At 70.1% G+C, this 15,803-nt stretch carries 13 protein-coding genes; 7 read left to right on the top strand and 6 right to left on the bottom strand.

Annotation, left to right across the window (positions count from 1 at the left end; genetic code table 11):
* Window positions 1-38: 38 nt before the first annotated feature.
* Both J3R08_RS32120 and J3R08_RS20270 read right to left on the bottom strand, forming a co-directional pair.
* Window positions 39-977: a carbohydrate ABC transporter permease gene (locus tag J3R08_RS32120; protein ID WP_223200963.1), complete on the bottom strand. Its 939-nt coding sequence runs from the start codon at window positions 975-977 to the stop codon at window positions 39-41.
* Window positions 974-1,903, bottom strand: a complete 930-nt coding sequence (locus J3R08_RS20270) for a sugar ABC transporter permease (protein WP_043322921.1) — start codon at window positions 1,901-1,903, stop codon at window positions 974-976. The genes J3R08_RS32120 and J3R08_RS20270 overlap by 4 nt, the downstream gene beginning before the upstream one ends.
* A gap of 67 nt (window positions 1,904-1,970) precedes the next feature.
* On the opposite strand from J3R08_RS20270, the gene J3R08_RS20265 reads away from it, so the two are divergent.
* Window positions 1,971-2,999: an acetylxylan esterase gene (locus J3R08_RS20265; protein ID WP_209962464.1), complete on the top strand. Its 1,029-nt coding sequence runs from the start codon at window positions 1,971-1,973 to the stop codon at window positions 2,997-2,999.
* A gap of 29 nt (window positions 3,000-3,028) precedes the next feature.
* On the opposite strand, the gene J3R08_RS20260 is transcribed toward J3R08_RS20265, so the two are convergent.
* The 3 genes from J3R08_RS20260 to J3R08_RS20250 are packed head-to-tail and all read right to left on the bottom strand — an operon-like array spanning window position 3,029 to window position 5,282.
* The gene (locus J3R08_RS20260; protein ID WP_104112233.1) at window positions 3,029-3,994 is read right to left on the bottom strand and encodes an ABC transporter permease subunit; all 966 of its coding nucleotides are present in this window, start codon (window positions 3,992-3,994) and stop codon (window positions 3,029-3,031) included.
* Window positions 3,991-4,890: an ABC transporter ATP-binding protein gene (locus tag J3R08_RS20255; RefSeq protein WP_104112234.1), complete on the bottom strand. Its 900-nt coding sequence runs from the start codon at window positions 4,888-4,890 to the stop codon at window positions 3,991-3,993. The genes J3R08_RS20260 and J3R08_RS20255 overlap by 4 nt, the downstream gene beginning before the upstream one ends.
* On the bottom strand, window positions 4,887-5,282 hold the full coding sequence (locus tag J3R08_RS20250) for a GntR family transcriptional regulator (RefSeq protein WP_043322934.1): 396 nt from the start codon (window positions 5,280-5,282) through the stop codon (window positions 4,887-4,889). The genes J3R08_RS20255 and J3R08_RS20250 overlap by 4 nt, the downstream gene beginning before the upstream one ends.
* 155 nt (window positions 5,283-5,437) lie before the next feature.
* On the opposite strand from J3R08_RS20250, the gene J3R08_RS20245 reads away from it, so the two are divergent.
* From J3R08_RS20245 to J3R08_RS20230, 4 genes are all read left to right on the top strand, one after another.
* Window positions 5,438-6,964 carry an alpha-N-arabinofuranosidase gene (locus tag J3R08_RS20245; RefSeq protein WP_209962462.1) on the top strand — a complete coding sequence of 509 codons (1,527 nt, stop codon included), beginning with the start codon at window positions 5,438-5,440 and terminating at the stop codon, window positions 6,962-6,964.
* A gap of 392 nt (window positions 6,965-7,356) precedes the next feature.
* Window positions 7,357-8,613, top strand: coding sequence for an ABC transporter substrate-binding protein (locus J3R08_RS20240; RefSeq protein WP_043322939.1), 1,257 nt, complete (start codon window positions 7,357-7,359; stop codon window positions 8,611-8,613).
* A gap of 71 nt (window positions 8,614-8,684) precedes the next feature.
* Window positions 8,685-9,638 carry a carbohydrate ABC transporter permease gene (locus tag J3R08_RS20235; protein ID WP_051611455.1) on the top strand — a complete coding sequence of 318 codons (954 nt, stop codon included), beginning with the start codon at window positions 8,685-8,687 and terminating at the stop codon, window positions 9,636-9,638.
* A complete protein-coding gene (locus tag J3R08_RS20230) occupies window positions 9,635-10,504 on the top strand; it encodes a carbohydrate ABC transporter permease (RefSeq protein WP_043322941.1) in 870 nt (289 codons plus the stop codon). The genes J3R08_RS20235 and J3R08_RS20230 overlap by 4 nt, the downstream gene beginning before the upstream one ends.
* A 17-nt stretch (window positions 10,505-10,521) precedes the next feature.
* Here J3R08_RS20230 and J3R08_RS20225 read toward each other — a convergent pair whose 3' ends face one another.
* Window positions 10,522-12,051: a glycoside hydrolase family 43 protein gene (locus J3R08_RS20225; RefSeq protein WP_209962460.1), complete on the bottom strand. Its 1,530-nt coding sequence runs from the start codon at window positions 12,049-12,051 to the stop codon at window positions 10,522-10,524.
* An 80-nt stretch (window positions 12,052-12,131) separates the two neighbouring features.
* On the opposite strand from J3R08_RS20225, the gene J3R08_RS20220 reads away from it, so the two are divergent.
* Together J3R08_RS20220 and J3R08_RS20215 are read left to right on the top strand one after the other, a co-directional pair.
* Window positions 12,132-13,796: a CocE/NonD family hydrolase gene (locus J3R08_RS20220; RefSeq protein ID WP_209962458.1), complete on the top strand. Its 1,665-nt coding sequence runs from the start codon at window positions 12,132-12,134 to the stop codon at window positions 13,794-13,796.
* 27 nt (window positions 13,797-13,823) lie between these two features.
* On the top strand, window positions 13,824-15,788 hold the full coding sequence (locus J3R08_RS20215; RefSeq protein WP_209962456.1) for a right-handed parallel beta-helix repeat-containing protein: 1,965 nt from the start codon (window positions 13,824-13,826) through the stop codon (window positions 15,786-15,788).
* Window positions 15,789-15,803: the final 15 nt, after the last annotated feature.

Below are 15,803 nucleotides of genomic sequence, written 5' to 3'. Positions count from 1 at the left end.
TCTTCCTTCCGGTGGTGGGGTGGTGGTGCGGGCGGCGGCTATCCCTTCACGGCGCCGAGCATGATTCCGGAGACGAAATAGCGCTGGATGAAGGGATAGACCGCGAGGATCGGCAGGATCGTCAGCACGATCGTCACGGACTGGATGGTGGCGGCGGACTGGACGACGTCGCCGGCGCTGCCGAGGCCGCCGCCGGTCTGCGTGGCGTCGGTCGCGCCCGCGATGAGGTTGCGCAGATAGACCGTCACCGGGAGCAGGTCCTGCCGGTCCATGTAGAGGAACGCGGCGAACCACGAGTTCCAGAACGAGACGGCGTAGAACAGCACCATCGTGGCGACCATCGCCTTCGACAGCGGCAGGACGATCCGCAGCAGCGTGCCGTACGTGTTCAGCCCGTCGACGGCGGCCGCCTCCTCCAGCTCGACCGGCAGGCTCTCGAAGAACGCCTTCATCACCAGCAGGTTGAACACGTTTATCGCGTTGGGCAGGGCGATCGCCCACACCGTATTCTTCAGCCCGAGGCTGGTGACCAGGACGTAGTTGGGGATCAGGCCGCCGGTGAAGAACATGGTGAACACGGCGATCCCGACCAGCGCGGTCCGGCCCCGCAGGTGTTTCTTCGACAGCACGTAGGCATAGCAGGTGGTCAGCACGACGGAGACGAGCGTGGCGACCACCGTGTAGAAGACGGTGTTGCGGTAGCTGACCCAGAACGTCGGGTCCGACGTCACCACCCGGTACGCGGTCAGGTTGAACCCGCGCGGCACGAGGTTCACCTCGCCCGCGACGATGTACGCGTTGTCGCTGAGCGAGCGGGACACGATGGTGAGGAACGGATACAGGGTCACCACCACGACGCCGGTCAGCACGAGGGCGTTCACCACCTGGAAGACCCGGTAGCCGCGGGTGGGCCGGGGGCCACGCGGCCGGGCCGCCGGTTTCCGTGTACGGGCCTGGGCGCGGGCCTGCGTGCTCACCACAGGCTCGTCCCCACCGTGCGCCGGGAGATCGCGTTCGCCGACAGCACCAGCGTCAGCCCGATCAAGGACTCGAACAGGCCGATGGCTGCGGCGTAGCTGAGGTTCCCGGAGACGATGCCCACCCGGTACAGGTAGGTCGAGATCACGTCCGCCGTCGGGTAGGTGAGCGGGTTGTACAGCAGCAGGATCTTTTCGAAGCCGACGGCCATGAAGGTGCCGATGTTGAGGATCAGCAGCGTCACCATCGTCGGCCGGATCCCCGGCAGCGTCACGTGCCAGGTCTGCCGCCACCTGTTGGCGCCGTCGATGCGGGCCGCCTCGTACAGGTCGCCGTCGACGGTGGTGAGCGCGGCGAGGTAGAGGATGGTGCCCCAGCCGACGGTCTGCCAGACCTCGGAGGAGACGTAGATCGTCCGGAACCATCCGGCCTGCTGCATGAACGCGACCGGCTCGCCGCCCACGGCGCGCACCATCTGGTTCACCGTGCCGTCCACCGACAGCAACTGGAGGACCATGGCGGCCACGATCACTATCGACAGGAAGTGCGGCAGGTAGGACACCGACTGGACGAACCGCTTGAGCGCGCGGTTGCGCACCTCGTTGAGCAGCAGCGCGAGCACGATCGGCAGCGGGAAGCAGAACACCAGCGTCAGCGCGCCCAGCACCAGCGTGTTTGTGAACACGCTCCAGAAGGTCGGGTCGGTGAAGAACAACCGGAAGTACCGCAGCCCGGTCCAGTACTCGCCGAAGAGGCTGCCGCCCGGCTGGAAGCGCCGGAACGCGATCACGTTGCCGAGCATCGGCAGGTAGCGGAACGTCAGGAAGAACAGCAGCGGCAGGACTGCGAGCGAGTAGAGCTGCCAATCCCGGCGCAGGGCCCGCCGCCAGGGCGTACGGCGACTGCGCGGGGTCGGGGCTGCCAAGCTCGTCCTCCCCCTGACCGTCGGCCGGAACGTTTCCGGTAATACGTCGTAAGCCTTTCGGAAATTTATGGGTATCGTTATCTTCGTGTCAAGAGCGTCGATTGATATCTCCCTCGGCCAGCTCCGCCGCTACACGCCGGCTGTCGTCGAGCCCGCCGACTTCGACCGGTTCTGGCGGGCCACCCTCACCGCCGCCGCGGCCAGCCCGGTGCTCGTCGACGTCCGCCCCGAACCCACCGACCTGCGGCTGCTCGACGTGTGGGACGTGACGTTCGCCGGGTTCGCCGGCGAACCGGTGCGGGCCTGGTACACCCGTCCCGCGGGCGTAGCCACGCCGCTGCCGGCAGTGGTGGAGTACCCCGGCTACGGGCGCGGCCGGGGCCTGCCGGGGGAGCGGCTCACCTGGCCGGTGGCGGGCTACGCCCACCTGCTGGTGGACAACCGGGGACAGGCCGGCCTGTACAGCCGCGGTGACACCCCGGACCCGCACGACGCTCCCGGCGGGCCCAGCCCCGCCACGAGGGGGATCCTGTCCCCGGACGACTACCACTACCGCCGCCTGATCACCGACGCGGTCCGCGCGATCGACGCCGTCCGCGTACTGCCCGGGGTGGACCCGGCCCGCGTCGCCGCGGTGGGCAACAGCCAAGGTGGTGGACTCGCGCTCGCGGCGGCGGGCCTCGCCGACGGCCTCGCCGCGCTCCTGGTCACCGCCCCGTTCCTGTGCGACATCCAGCGCGCCATCGAAGTGACCGAGGCGTCCCCCTACGGCGAGATCGCCCGCTACCTCGCGGTGCACCGCGAGGCCGAGGAGCCGGTCCGGCGCACGCTGTCCTACGTCGACGGCGTCACCTTCGCCCGGCGCGCCACCGCCCCGGCGCACTTCGGGATCGGTCTGCGCGACGAGGTCTGCCCACCGAGCACCGGCTTCGCCGCCTACAACCAGTACGCCGCCGCGAGCGGATCGGCGGCGCCGCTACGGGAGATGCACACGTACCCGTTCAACGGCCACGAGGGCGGGGAGGCCGTCCACGTCCGGCGGCAGCTGCGCTGGCTGGATGCGGTGATGCGTTCCGCCGGGACGGCAGCCGGCTGACGGACTTACTGGATGTCCGATGCAGGGCGCTAGATCACCCGGCGGCGTACCCGCCACACCACCACGCCGATCAGGATCGCCGCGACCGCGACGAACACCGCCGCCTCGATGAGCTGGAACGTCCAGAACCGGTCGGCCGGGTGGTAGACCCCGAACCGCTGGATGCCGCGTTCGTGCAGGAACTGGCTGAGGTTCGTGCCGGCCTGGTTGGCCGCGTCCTCCAGTTCGTAGTACTCCGTCGAGCTCAGCCTGCGCCCGGCGGCGTCCGCGTAGCCGCGTTCGATCACCCAGTCGGCGACGCCGGCTCCGGCCTGACCCTTCGTGCCGCCGGCGGGGACCGGCTCCATGGTGGTGAGCGGCGTGGCGTACGCGGGACGGGCCAGAAGCGCCACCGACATCCGGGCGGCGAGGAACGCCCCGAACGCGACGCCGAACGCGGGCAGGCTGCGCCGCAGGATCGCCCCCGCGGCGGTGGCGACGCCGAACGCGAACAGCGCGTACGCCAGCGGAACGAGCCCTTCCAGGTCGAAGGCGTCGTACTGGAACCGCCCTTCCCAGGCGTCGAACGGCTGACGGAACCAGGTGAGCACGGCGGTGAACATGCCGGTGAGCGCGACTGTGACGCCGGCCAGCGCGGCGAGCTTGGCCACCAGCCAGCGCATCCGCGGCACGGCCTGGGTCCAGGCGAGCTGCCAGGTGCCGTCCTCCAGTTCGCGGGCGAGCAGCGGCGCGCCGAGGAACGCGCCGATGACGACGGGCACCAGGTAGAAGGCCGCGAGGAGGTTCTCGACGTATCCGTACTCCTCGTCGAGCCGGCGGAAGGCGGCCGTGCACGTCTCGCCGGCGCCTGCTGTTCCCGCGCACCGGGCGGGGCCGCCGGGGAACAGGTCGTGGGCCTGCGTCCCGAGCACCAGCAGGGCGATGCCGAACACGCCGAGGAGCAGACCGAGGACGCAGACCTCGGTGCGGTGCTGGCGCCAGATCAACCACGTCATGCCGCCACCTCCGACGGGACCGCGGCGCCCGGCTCGGACGGCCGGCGCAGGTACGCCAGCACCAGGTCCTCCAGCCCGACCGGCTGGGCCTGCCAGCCCGGGGCGGCCGGGATGCCGCCGTCGCGTACCAGCAGGGTGGTGTGCCGGTCGCCGTGGACGGCCTCCACGACGGCGCCGGCCCGGTCGAGGTCGGTGGCCGTGCGCGGGCCGACGAGCAGCCGGTGCTCGGCGAGGAGGGTGTCGATGTCACCGGTGAGCGTGACCCGGCCGTGGTTGAGCACGACCAGGTGGTCGCAGACACGTTCCAGCTCGTGCACGACGTGGGAGGAGAACAGGACCGTCACCCCGCCGTCGGCCACCGCGCCCATGAGGACCTGCAGGAATTCGCGCCGGGCCAGCGGGTCGAGGCTGGCCACCGGCTCGTCGAGGACGAGCAGGTCCGGCCGTTTCGCCAGGGCCAGGGCCAACGCGACCTGGGCCTGCTGCCCGCCGGAGAGCGAGCCGGCCCGGCGGTCCAGCGGGATGCCCAGCTTCGCCAGCCGGCGCTCGGCCAGCCCCTGGTCGAAGCGGAGGTTGCAGGCCCGGCCGAAGCGGAGCATCTCGGCGACGGTGAAGCGCTTGTACAGCGGGTGGTCCTGGGCCAGGAACCCGATCCGGGACAGGGTCTGCGGGGTGCTGGCGGTGACGTCGTGGCCGAGGACCTCGACGGTGCCGGTGCTCGGCGCCAGCAGCCCGACGATCAGGCGCAGCAGCGTGGTCTTGCCCGCGCCGTTCGGCCCGACCAGGGCGATCACGCCGCCCGCCGGCAGGGTCAGGGTGCAGTCGCGCAGCGCCCAGCCCTTCCGGTACCGCTTGCCCACGCCGTCGGTGCGCAGCGCGATCTCGGTGTCTGTCACGCCACGTCCTCGTTTCTCGTCTGCTGGTGGACGGAGGTGAAGAGCGCGTCGACCGCCTGCTCGTCGAGGCCGGCCTCGTAGGCGCGGCGCAGCCACGTCGCCAGGCCGCGGCGCAGCGACGTGTACGTCGACGGCGACATCGCGGCCGACTGCTGCTCGGTGACGAACGTGCCCTGGCCGGGCCGGCCGGTGACCAGGTTCTCCTGCTCCATCTGCCGGTACGCCTTGGCCACGGTGTTCGGGTTGATGGCCAGGTCCTCGACCACCTCGCGGATGAGCGGGAGGCGGTCGCCGGGTTGGAGGAAGCCCAGCAGCACCGCCTGGCGAACCTGCTGGACGAGTTGCAGGTACGGCGGCACGCCGGAGTGGGTGTCGAGCCGGAAGACGAACACTGGTAGCCCTTCGCTGCTTTACTAGTACCGTAGTAAAGCAGCAGGTGGGCGGTCAAGAAGGGCGGGTTGGCCGCGGCTGGGGGATCGACATGATCGCCGATGGCTGTATCGTTGCCGACGCCGCATCCCGCAGGCCGCTTCCACCAAGGACGACCATGACCGCCTCCACCGTCACCGCCGTCATTGACCTCGACCTGACCGGCCCCACCATCTCCCGCCACGTCTACGGCCACTTCGCGGAGCACCTGGGACGCTGCGTCTACGGCGGCTTCTGGGTGGGGGAGGGCTCCGCGACCCCGAACGAGGGCGGGATCCGCCTCGACGTGGTGGAGGCGCTGCGCCGCATCGGCATCCCGAACCTGCGCTGGCCGGGCGGCTGCTTCGCCGACGACTACCACTGGCGCGACGGGATCGGCCCGCGCGAGCTGCGGCCCCGCATGGTCAACTCGCACTGGGGCGACGTGGTCGAGGACAACTCCTTCGGCACGCACGAGTTCATGGCGCTGTGCGAGCTGCTGGGCGCGGATCCGTACGTCTCCGGCAACGTCGGCTCGGGCAGCGTGCGGGAGATGTCCGAGTGGGTCGAGTACCTGACCCGCGGCGACGACTCTCCGATGGCCGCCCTGCGGCGGGAGAACGGGCGCGACGAGCCCTGGCGGGTCCCGTTCTGGGGACTGGGCAACGAGGCGTGGGGCTGCGGCGGCAACCTGCGCGTCGAGCAGTTCGCCTCGCTGGCCCGCCAGTACGCCACCTACGTCCGCGACCACGGCGACAACACCGTCTACCGGATCGCCGCGGGCGCGAACAGCGACGACTACCACTGGACCGAGACGTTGATGCGCTCCTTCGACGACCTGGCAGCGCCGGACTCCCGCGCCTGGCCGTTCCAGGCCGTCTCGCTGCACTACTACACGATGACCCGAGGCTGGTCGTCGAAGGGCGCGGCGACCGGCTTCGACGAGGAGGAGTGGTACCTCGCGCTGCGGAACGCGACCCGGATCGAGGAGCTGGTCTCACGCCACGAGGCGGTCATGGACCGCTGGGACCCGCAGCGCAAGGTCGGCCTCGTCGTGGACGAGTGGGGCACCTGGTGGGACGTGGAGCCGGGCACCAACCCCGGCTTCCTCTACCAGCAGAACACGCTGCGCGACGCGCTGGTGGCCGCGGTGCACCTCGACACGTTCCACCGCCACGCGGCGCGCGTCGTGATGGCGAACATCGCGCAGACGGTGAACGTGCTCCAGGCCATGATTCTCACCGACCCGGAGACGGGCGCGCTCGTGCTCACGCCCTCGTACCACGTGTTCGCGATGAACCGGGCCCACCACGACGCGGCGTCGCTCGCGGTGACTGTCAAGGGCGAGGTCCCGGTGCGCGAGGTCGCGGGGGATCACCTGGCGACGCTCTCCGCGTCCGCCTCGACGCGCGGCGACACGGCGCTGGTCTCGCTGTCGAACCTCGACGCGCGGCGTCCGGTGACCGTCGTCCTCGACCTGCGCGGTCGGGACGTCACCTCCCACCGTGCCACCGTCCTGACCGCCGACGCGCTCGACGCGCACAACACGCCGTCGACCACGGGCGTCGCGCCCCGCGAGCACGCCGGGGTCACGGACCACCCGCGTGGCCTGGAGGTCGAACTGCCGCCGCACGCGTACGTCACGGTGGCGCTCGACCTCGCCTGACCGCCGGACACACGGCTCCGCGCACGGCCGCGTGACGACAGCGGTCCGGTGACGCCTGCGTTCCTCTCCTCACTCCGGCGCCTGGGGCCAGTAATCGCCAGTGACCTCGGTCGATCGAGTTCGCCCAGTGGCGCGCTGCTCGGTCCGATAATTTTCGGTGCTGTGCCGGTCGGAACGTCTGCCTCTTGCCCGGTGCTACCGCAGGCAGCGGGGTCGTTGACGGATGGCGGGGCACTTAGTAGCCTCAGCGCACACAATCCTGGCATGTAAATATCTCGATAAGTTTCGGAGACGACGACCTCGCCTGCGGTGCCCACCGCCGGAGGGACCGTCGCGCTGATTCGCCGCGGTCACCCGACCACCGCCGCGCACGATTACCGCATGGAGGGCCGTTGAAACGCGTCCGGAGCACCGTAGCCATCATCGCCACCGCCGCGCTCCTCCTCGGCGGATGTGGCGGATCAGACGGCGAATCCGACTCGAAGACCTTCGAGTTCTGGTCGTTTGCCAACATCAACCAGAAGGCCGACGTCGACGTCTATACCAAGGCGCACCCCGATGTGCGCATCAAGCTCACCGAGGTCGGCAGCACCACCGAGACCGCGCAGGCGCTCACCGCCGCGCTGGCCGGTGGCAAGGTGCCCGACCTGGTGCTCATCCAGGCCGACGACCTGCCGAAGTTCATGCAGTCGCCGGACAACTTCGTCGACCTCACCACGCTGGGCGCCGGCGACATCAAGGGGAACTACCTCGACTGGGTGATGTCGCAGGCGACGACCAAGGACAACAAGATCATCGGGGTGCCGACCGACGTCGGCGGGCTGGCGGTCGCCTACCGTACCGATCTGTTCAAGGCGGCCGGCCTGCCCACCGACCGGGACGAGGTCGCCAAGCTCTGGCCCACGTGGGACGAGTTCATCAACGTCGGTAAGCAGTACGTCCAGAAGACCGGGAAACCGTTCGTGGACAACACGCCGACCAGCGTCTTCTTCCAGGCGGTCAACCAGGGCAGCCAGCGCTACTACAGCGCCGACCGCAAGCTCGACTACGACAACGAGCAGGTCAAGGCGGCGTTCGACGTGACGCTGAAGGCCTTCGAGGCGGGCATCTCCGCCAAGCAGGGGTCGTTCTCCTCCGGCTGGACCGCGGCCATGAAGAAGGGCGACTACGCGGTGGTGTGCTCACCGTCCTGGATGCTCAGCCAGATGAAGACGAACGCCCCCGAGACGAACGGCAAGTGGGACATCGCCACCATTCCCGGGGGTTCGGGGAACTGGGGCGGCAGCTTCCTCGCCATCCCCAAGCGCGCCAAGAACGCGAAAGCGGCGTGGAACTACATCTCCGAGATGCAGTCGCCGAAGGGTCAGCTCGAGCACTTCCTGATGCAGGGGTCGCTGCCCACCACGCCGTCGGTCTACACGGACCCGCAGCTGGTCGGAAAGACCGACCCGTTCTTCAGCAACGCGCCGATCGGCAAGATCTACACCCAGTCGGTGCTGGGGATCAAGCCCTTCTACTTCGGCCCGCAGGACGGCCCGATCGGCACCGAGTTCCTCAACACGCTCACCAGCGTCGAACAGGGCAAGGTGAGCCCGGCGAAGGCCTGGGACACCGCGCTGACAAACGTCAAGAACGCCGTACGCGAATGACCGAGGGCTGACGTGCGGCAGCCGGGTGACGCCCGGCTGCCGCCCATCGCGGAGGTGACGCTTTGACCACCATGCTCAGCCCGGCCACGGCCCCGCCGGACCTCCGGCGGCCCCATCGCAGACGGCGGATCCAGCAGGGCGTACGGGAGTTCCTGGCGCCGTACGCGTACATCGCGCCGTTCTTCGTGCTCTTCCTGATCTTCGGTCTCTTCCCGCTGCTGTTCACCTTCTACATCTCCCTGTTCGACTGGGATCCCATCGGTGAGCACCGTTTCGTGGGGCTGGACAACTTCACCGAACTTCTGCACGACCCGCGCTTCTGGGGCGCGTTGCGGAACACGTTCAGCATCTGGGTGATGTCGACGGTGCCGCAGTTGCTCCTGGCGCTCGGCCTGGCGCATCTGCTCAACCACGCGCGGCTGCGGCTGGCCGCGTTGTTCCGGATGTCGGTGCTCGTCCCCTACGTCACCTCGGTCGCGGCCACGACCATCGTCTTCGCGCAGATGTTCGACCGCGACTACGGCATGATCAACTGGTTCCTCGGGCTGCTGGGCTTCGACCACATCGACTTCACAGCCTCGCTCTGGGGCAGCCACGTCATGATCGCCACGATGATCGCCTGGCGCTGGACCGGGTACAACACGCTGCTGTACCTCGCCGCGCTGCAGTCGGTACCCCGGGAGCTGTACGAGGCCGCCGCCGCCGACGGCGCGAACGGCTGGAAACAGTTCCTGCACATCAGCATCCCGTCGTTGCGGCCGATCATCGCGTTCACCGTCGTGACGTCGACCATCGGCGGGTTGCAGGTCTTCACCGAGCCGCTGCTGGCCAACCCGGTGGGCGGGCTCACGTGCGGGGCGGCACGGCAGTGCCAGACCGTCACCCTCTACCTCTACGAGCAGTCCTTCGGGCAGTTCCACTTCGGCTACGGCGCGGCGGTCGGCGTCGCGCTCTTCGTCATCGTGGTCGCCTTCTCCGGACTCAACTATCTGCTGGCCACCCGCGTCCGCTCGGAGCGCCCATGAAGCCCGCACCCTCGACCGCCGCGCCCGTACGGACCCGGCGGCGCTCGGCCAACCGCGTCTCGATCGCGGTGTACGCGCTGCTCACGCTCGTGGCGCTCGCCAGCGTCTTCCCGCTCTACTGGATGTTCGTGGTGGCGACGACGGACTCCGCCACCGCGACGACCCTCCCGCCGACGATCACACCCGGCGGCAACTTCCTGCACCTGGCGGAGCTGGTCTTCACCATCGTGCCGTTCGTGCAGTCCCTGCTCAACAGCGTCATCGTCGCCGGCACGATCGCCGTGGGCCAGGCGGTGCTCTGCGCGCTGGCCGGGTTCGCCTTCGCCAAGCTGTCCTTCCCCGGCCGCAACACGCTGTTCCTCATCGTCGTGCTGACTATGACGGTGCCGGCGCAGCTGGCGGTGGTGCCGCAGTACCTGATCATGTCCCAGCTGGAGTGGGTCGACACCCTGCAGGCGGTGATCGTTCCCGGTCTGGTCAGCGCGTTCGGCATCTTCTGGATGCGTCAGCACATCGGCAGCACCATCGACGACGAGCTGATGGCCGCGGCGCGTGTCGACGGCGCCACCACCTGGCAGATCTTCTGGCGGATCGCGTTCCCGCTGGTCCGCCCGGCGGCGTACGTGCTGGGGCTGTTCACGTTCGTCTACGCGTGGAACGATTTCCTGTGGCCGTTCATCGTCCTGAAGTCGCCGGAGAACTACACCGTCCAGATCGCCATCAAGGCGCTGCAGCAGAACCGGGACATCGACCTGGGGCTGGCCATGTCCGGCTCGTTCCTGGCCACCATTCCGCTGCTGGTGCTGTTCGTGTTCGTCGGACGCCGTCTGGTGCAGGGAATCATGGAAGGCGCATTCAAGGGGTGAGGTCCGTCTCGGTCCCGTCAGCCGGCCGGCCGGTAGTCGAACCAGTCGAAACCGGCGCTTCCCTCGGTGACGTACATGCCGATGACCCGGCCGGTGAACCCGGAGGCGACCTCGGTGGACAGGTAGCGTCCGTCGAGCTCCGCCAGGCACGACCAGCCGTCGCCGGTCTCGACCTCGAAGCTGATCGTGTCACTGCCGGCCGCCGTGACGCCGACGAGGCCCGCCCGCGCCAGGTCGCCGGACGAGGTGACCGTCGGGGGCAGCACGCCGGTGGTCCGGATGGCCAGCGCCACGGTCACCGCCCCCGCGGGCACCGCGCACTCCCCGAACACCTGCCGAAACGGTCCGACCCGGCCGACGACCCGGGCCTGCCCCCGGGCGAGCTCCAGGTCGTAGTGGTGGGCCTCGTCGATCCTGATCGTCAGGCCGGACCGGCCGGAGCCGGGATCGATGCGGGCGCTGACCCGGCAGTCGTGGTGCTGCTGGCGGCGGCCGACGACGGTGGCGCCACTGCGGTCGAGGCTGTCGCCGGTCGCGTGCAGCGTCAGCCAGCCGGGCCGGTCGGTCAACGACCACGCCGAATCGGGCCGGCTACGGGGAGAGATCCACTGTGGGCCGAGCCGCTCGTCGTCGAAGTCGTCCCGCTCGGCCCACCGGCTCGTCCCATCCGGGCCGGTGACGATCGAGACCGGGTCGACCACCGGCCACCCGTCTACCCAGCGCACCGGCGCCAGGAACGTCTCCCGTCCCAGGACGTGGTAGGGCGGCCACTGGCCCTTCGGCCGGATCCCCAGCAGAACCATCCACCAGCTGCCGTCGGCCGCGTCGACCATGTCGGCGTGCCCGGTCGCCTGCACCGGCCGGTCGGTGCCGCGATGCGTCAGGATCGGATTGGCCGGCCCGGGCTGGAACGGCCCGCGCGGCGAGCGGGCGCGAGCGACACTCACCGCGTGGCCGGTGTGGGTGCCGCCCTCCGAGAGGAGCAGGTACCACCAGTCGCCGATCCGGTACAGATGCGGCGCCTCCGGGTACTGGCCGCCCGTCCCCGACCACATCGGCACCGGCCCTTCCAGGACCTCTCCGGTACGCGGGTCGATCCGGTACGACTCGACCCCGGACACCGTCATCCAGCAGGTGCCGTCGTCGTCCCACGCCAGCGACGGGTCCACGTGGGGAAGATCCAGGTAGACCGGGTCCGACCACGGGCCGGCCGGGTCGGTCGCCGTGACGATCAGGTGCCGGTCGAGCGTGACGTTCGTCGTGACGACCCAGAACCTGCCGTCGTGGTGGCGGATCGTCGGCGCGTAGATGCCCCGCGAGGCGAGCGTGTCGGCCGGCAGACGGAGCTGATCGGCGCGGTCCAGCACGTTGCCGATCTGCCGCCAGCTGACCAGGTCACGACTGTGGAAGATCGGCACACCGGGCGCGTACTCGAAGCTCGAACACACGAGGTAGTAGTCGTCACCGGCGCGGCAGATGCTCGGATCGGGCCAGAAGCCCGGGAGGATCGGGTTGCGGTAGCCGTCGTCCGCAGGCTCCGGTTCCATTTCCGCTCCTTCTCGTACGGGCACGACGCCTCCACGAGTGTCGATGTCGCGAACCGTATCGGACAACCCGCGAGTGGGCGATGACAGTTCTCGGCCGCCTCCTGTCCCGGCGCCCCCGTGGCGACGCGGCCACGGAGTTTCCGTACACCTTCACCGTGCGGCGCGGGCTGCGCGTGCCGATGGACGACGGCGTGGAGCTGGTCGCCGACCTCTACCAGCCGGTCGGCGTGGTGGAACCGCCGTTGCCCACGATCGTCGTCCGCTCCCCGTACGGCCGGCACGGCTCGCTGACCCACGCGCCGGCGCTGGCCCGCGCGGGGTTCACGGTGCTGGTGCAGAGCTGCCGCGGCACCGGTGGCTCCGGTGGCAGTTTCCGGCCCCAGCTCGACGAGGAGCGCGACGGCATCGCCACCCACCGGTGGGTACGCCGCCAGCAGTGGTGCGCCGGCACCGTCGCGACGTACGGGGAGAGCTACCTCGGCTACACCCAGTGGGCGGTGGCCGGACGGATGTGCCGTGACGACCCCGGCAACGCCCCGGACGCGCTGTGCCTGAACGTCACGATGGCCGACTTCGGCCCGATCACCTGGACCAACGGCGCGTTCTCGCTGGAGGGCTCGCTCGGCTGGTCGCGCCGGATGGACCTGCGGGGCCTGCGCGGCGCCCTGGTCCGGGCGTGGCTCGCGCGGCGGCCGGACCGGAAGCTGGCCGCGGCCTTCGACGTGCTGCCGCTGTCCGGTGGCGACACCGCGGTGGCGGGCCACCCCATCAGCTGGTACCAGGACTGGCTGGCCCACGAGAAGCTCACCGACGACTACTGGACCCGGCAGTCGCACACCGCGTCGGTGCCCGACGTCACCGCGCCCGTGTACATGGCCACCGGCTGGTACGACATCTTCCTGCCCTGGCAGCTGCGCAACTACGCCCAACTCGTCGCGGCCGGCCGCCCGCCCCGGCTGACCATCGGCCCGTGGGGCCACAGCAGCGCGCAGAGCCCGTTCCTCACCGAGTCCATCGCGTTCCTCAGGGAACACTTCGCCGGCGCGCCCACGACCCGGCCGGCGCCCGTGCGCGCCTTCCTCACCGGCGCGGAGCAGTGGCACGATCTGCCCGCGTGGCCACCGCCGGGCACCGTGGCGCAGCGGTGGCACCTGCACCCCTCGGGGCTGCTCGACCCGGCCGTCCCCGGCGCGGGCAGCACCCGCTACACCTACGATCCCGACCGGCCCACGCCCGCGCTCGGCGGCCCCGGCATGGGCCCGTCCCCGGGGCCGGTCGACAACAGCGCCCACGAACGCCGCGCGGACGTGGCCGTCTTCCGCAGTCCACCGTTGGCGCACGCGCTCGTACTCGCCGGGGAGCCGACCGCCCATGTCCGGTTCCGTTCGACGGCGGCCAGCGCGGACGTGTTCGTGCGGATCTGCGACGTGCACCCCGACGGCCGCTCGATGAGCGTGAGCGACGGGATCCGCCGCGTCGGCGGCGTCGGTACCGCGACTACCGACCCGCAACCGGACGAGGACGGGTTCGTCGAGCTGGAGGTGCCGCTGTGGCCGGCGTTCCACCGCTTCGCCGCCGGCCACCGCGTCGCCGTGCAGGTCAGTTCCGGAGCGCATCCGCGCTACGCCCGCAATCCCGGCACCGGCGAGCCGGCCGCCACCGCGGCCAAAACGGTACGGGCGGAGCAGGAGATCTCCCACGGCGGCGACCACCCGTCCCGGATCGACCTGCCGGTATGGACCTGAACAGACATCTCCAGAAGGGACCCCCGGATGGCATCCGTATTCCATGTGGCGACAAGCGGTTCCGATCGCGCCGACGGCTGCGCCGAGCGGCCGTTCCGGACGATCAACCGGGCGGCCGGCGTCGCCCAGCCCGGTGACACGGTGGTGGTGCACGCGGGGGAGTACCGCGAGTGGGTGAAGCCACGCCACGGCGGTCTCAGCGACTCCCGCCGCATCACCTACGAGGCCGCGCCCGGCGAGCACGTGGTGATCAAGGGATCGGAGCGCGTCACCGGCTGGGAGCCGCTCGGCGGGACGGTGTGGCGGGCACGAGTCGACAACGCGCTGTTCGGCTCGTTCAATCCGTTCGCCGAGGAGGTGACAGGTGACTGGATCGTCCACCGCACCGGCACGCCACCCAAGCACCTCGGCGAGGTCTACCTGAACGGCCTGAGCTTCTTCGAGGTGGGGAGCCGCGCGGAGGTCGAGGACCCGCCCCGGCGTACCGAGGTCGTCGACGACTGGACCGGGGTGACCCGTCCGGTCGGCGATCCCGACCAGACCCGGCTCGTCTGGTACGCCGAGGTCGGTGAACAGACGACGATCTGGGCCAACTTCCAGGGCGCCGACCCGAACACGGAACTGGTCGAGATCAACGTACGCCGCAGTGTCTTCTACCCGGAACAGCCGCACCTGGACTACATCACCGTCCGTGGCTTCGAGTTGGCGCACGCCGCCAGCCCGTGGGCGCCACCGACCGCCGACCAGCCGGGCCTGATCGGACCCGGCTGGGCGAAGGGCTGGGTCATCGAGGACAACGTGATCCACGACGCCAAGTGCTCGGCGATCTCGATCGGGAAGGAGGGCTCCACCGGGCAGAACTTCTCCGCTCTGCGCGGCGACAAGCCGGGCTACCAGTACCAGCTGGAGTCGGTCTTCGCGGCCCGCCGGATCGGGTGGGACCGGGAGCACATCGGCTCGCACGTGATCCGCCGCAACACGATCTACGACTGCGGCCAGAACGCGATAGTGGGTCACCTCGGGTGTGCGTTCTCCACCATCGAGGACAACCACATCCACCGCATCGGCCTGAAACGCGAGTTCTACGGGTACGAGATCGCCGGCATCAAGCTGCACGCCGCCATCGACGTGGTGATCCGGCACAACCGGATTCACGACTGCTCGCTCGGCACCTGGCTGGACTGGCAGGCGCAGGGCACCCGGGTCTCCCGCAACGTCTACCACGACAACTGCCGGGACCTCTTCGTCGAGGTCAGCCACGGTCCCTACCTGGTCGAACACAACATCTTCGGCTCACCCGCCGCGTTGGAGCTGTTCAGCCAGGGCGGTGCCTTCGTCAACAACCTGATCTGCGGCACGGTGCGGCTGGAGCCGGTGCTGGACCGCGCCACCCCGTACCACCTGCCGCACAGCACGCAGGTCGCCGGGTACGCGGTGATCTACGGTGGGGACGACAGGTACGTGGGCAACCTCTTCCTGGGCGGCGATCCGGGCGCGGCCTACGCGACGGGTGCGGAGGGTCGAGGGACGCCGCTGGGCGGCACCGCCGGATACGACGGCCATCCCGCGTCGTTCGCGGAGTACCTGGCCCGCCTGGACGAGCAGCCGCCCAGCGACCAGAAGAAGTACCTCGACGTGAAACAGCCGGTGTACGCCCGGGCGAACGCCTACGCCGCGGGCGCCCGGCCGTTCGCGGGCGAGCGTGAGCCGTGGGTGCTGGGCGCCGCGACGGTGACGGTCGTCGCCGAGGGCGACGCGGTCTGGCTCGTCACCGATCTGCCCGAGACGTTCGACGAGGCCCGTGTCGGTGTGGTCACCGGCCGGGATCTGGAACGGGTCCGGTGCGCCGACGCGGATTTCGAGGAGCCGGACGGCAGCCCGGCCGTCATGGGCGTCGACCTGGTGGGGGAACCCCGGCAACCGGGACGCAAGGGCGCCGTCGGCCCGATCGCGGGCCTCGCGTCCGGGTCGCGCCGTACGCGCGTCCTCTGACGGCGGACCCGCCCG

The sequence above is a fragment of the Micromonospora sp. HB375 genome (assembly GCF_017872985.1).
Classification (GTDB): domain Bacteria; phylum Actinomycetota; class Actinomycetes; order Mycobacteriales; family Micromonosporaceae; genus Micromonospora; species Micromonospora chalcea.
The sequence above is the reverse complement of the archived record's forward strand: the minus strand, read 5'-3'. Positions and strand labels throughout refer to the sequence as shown.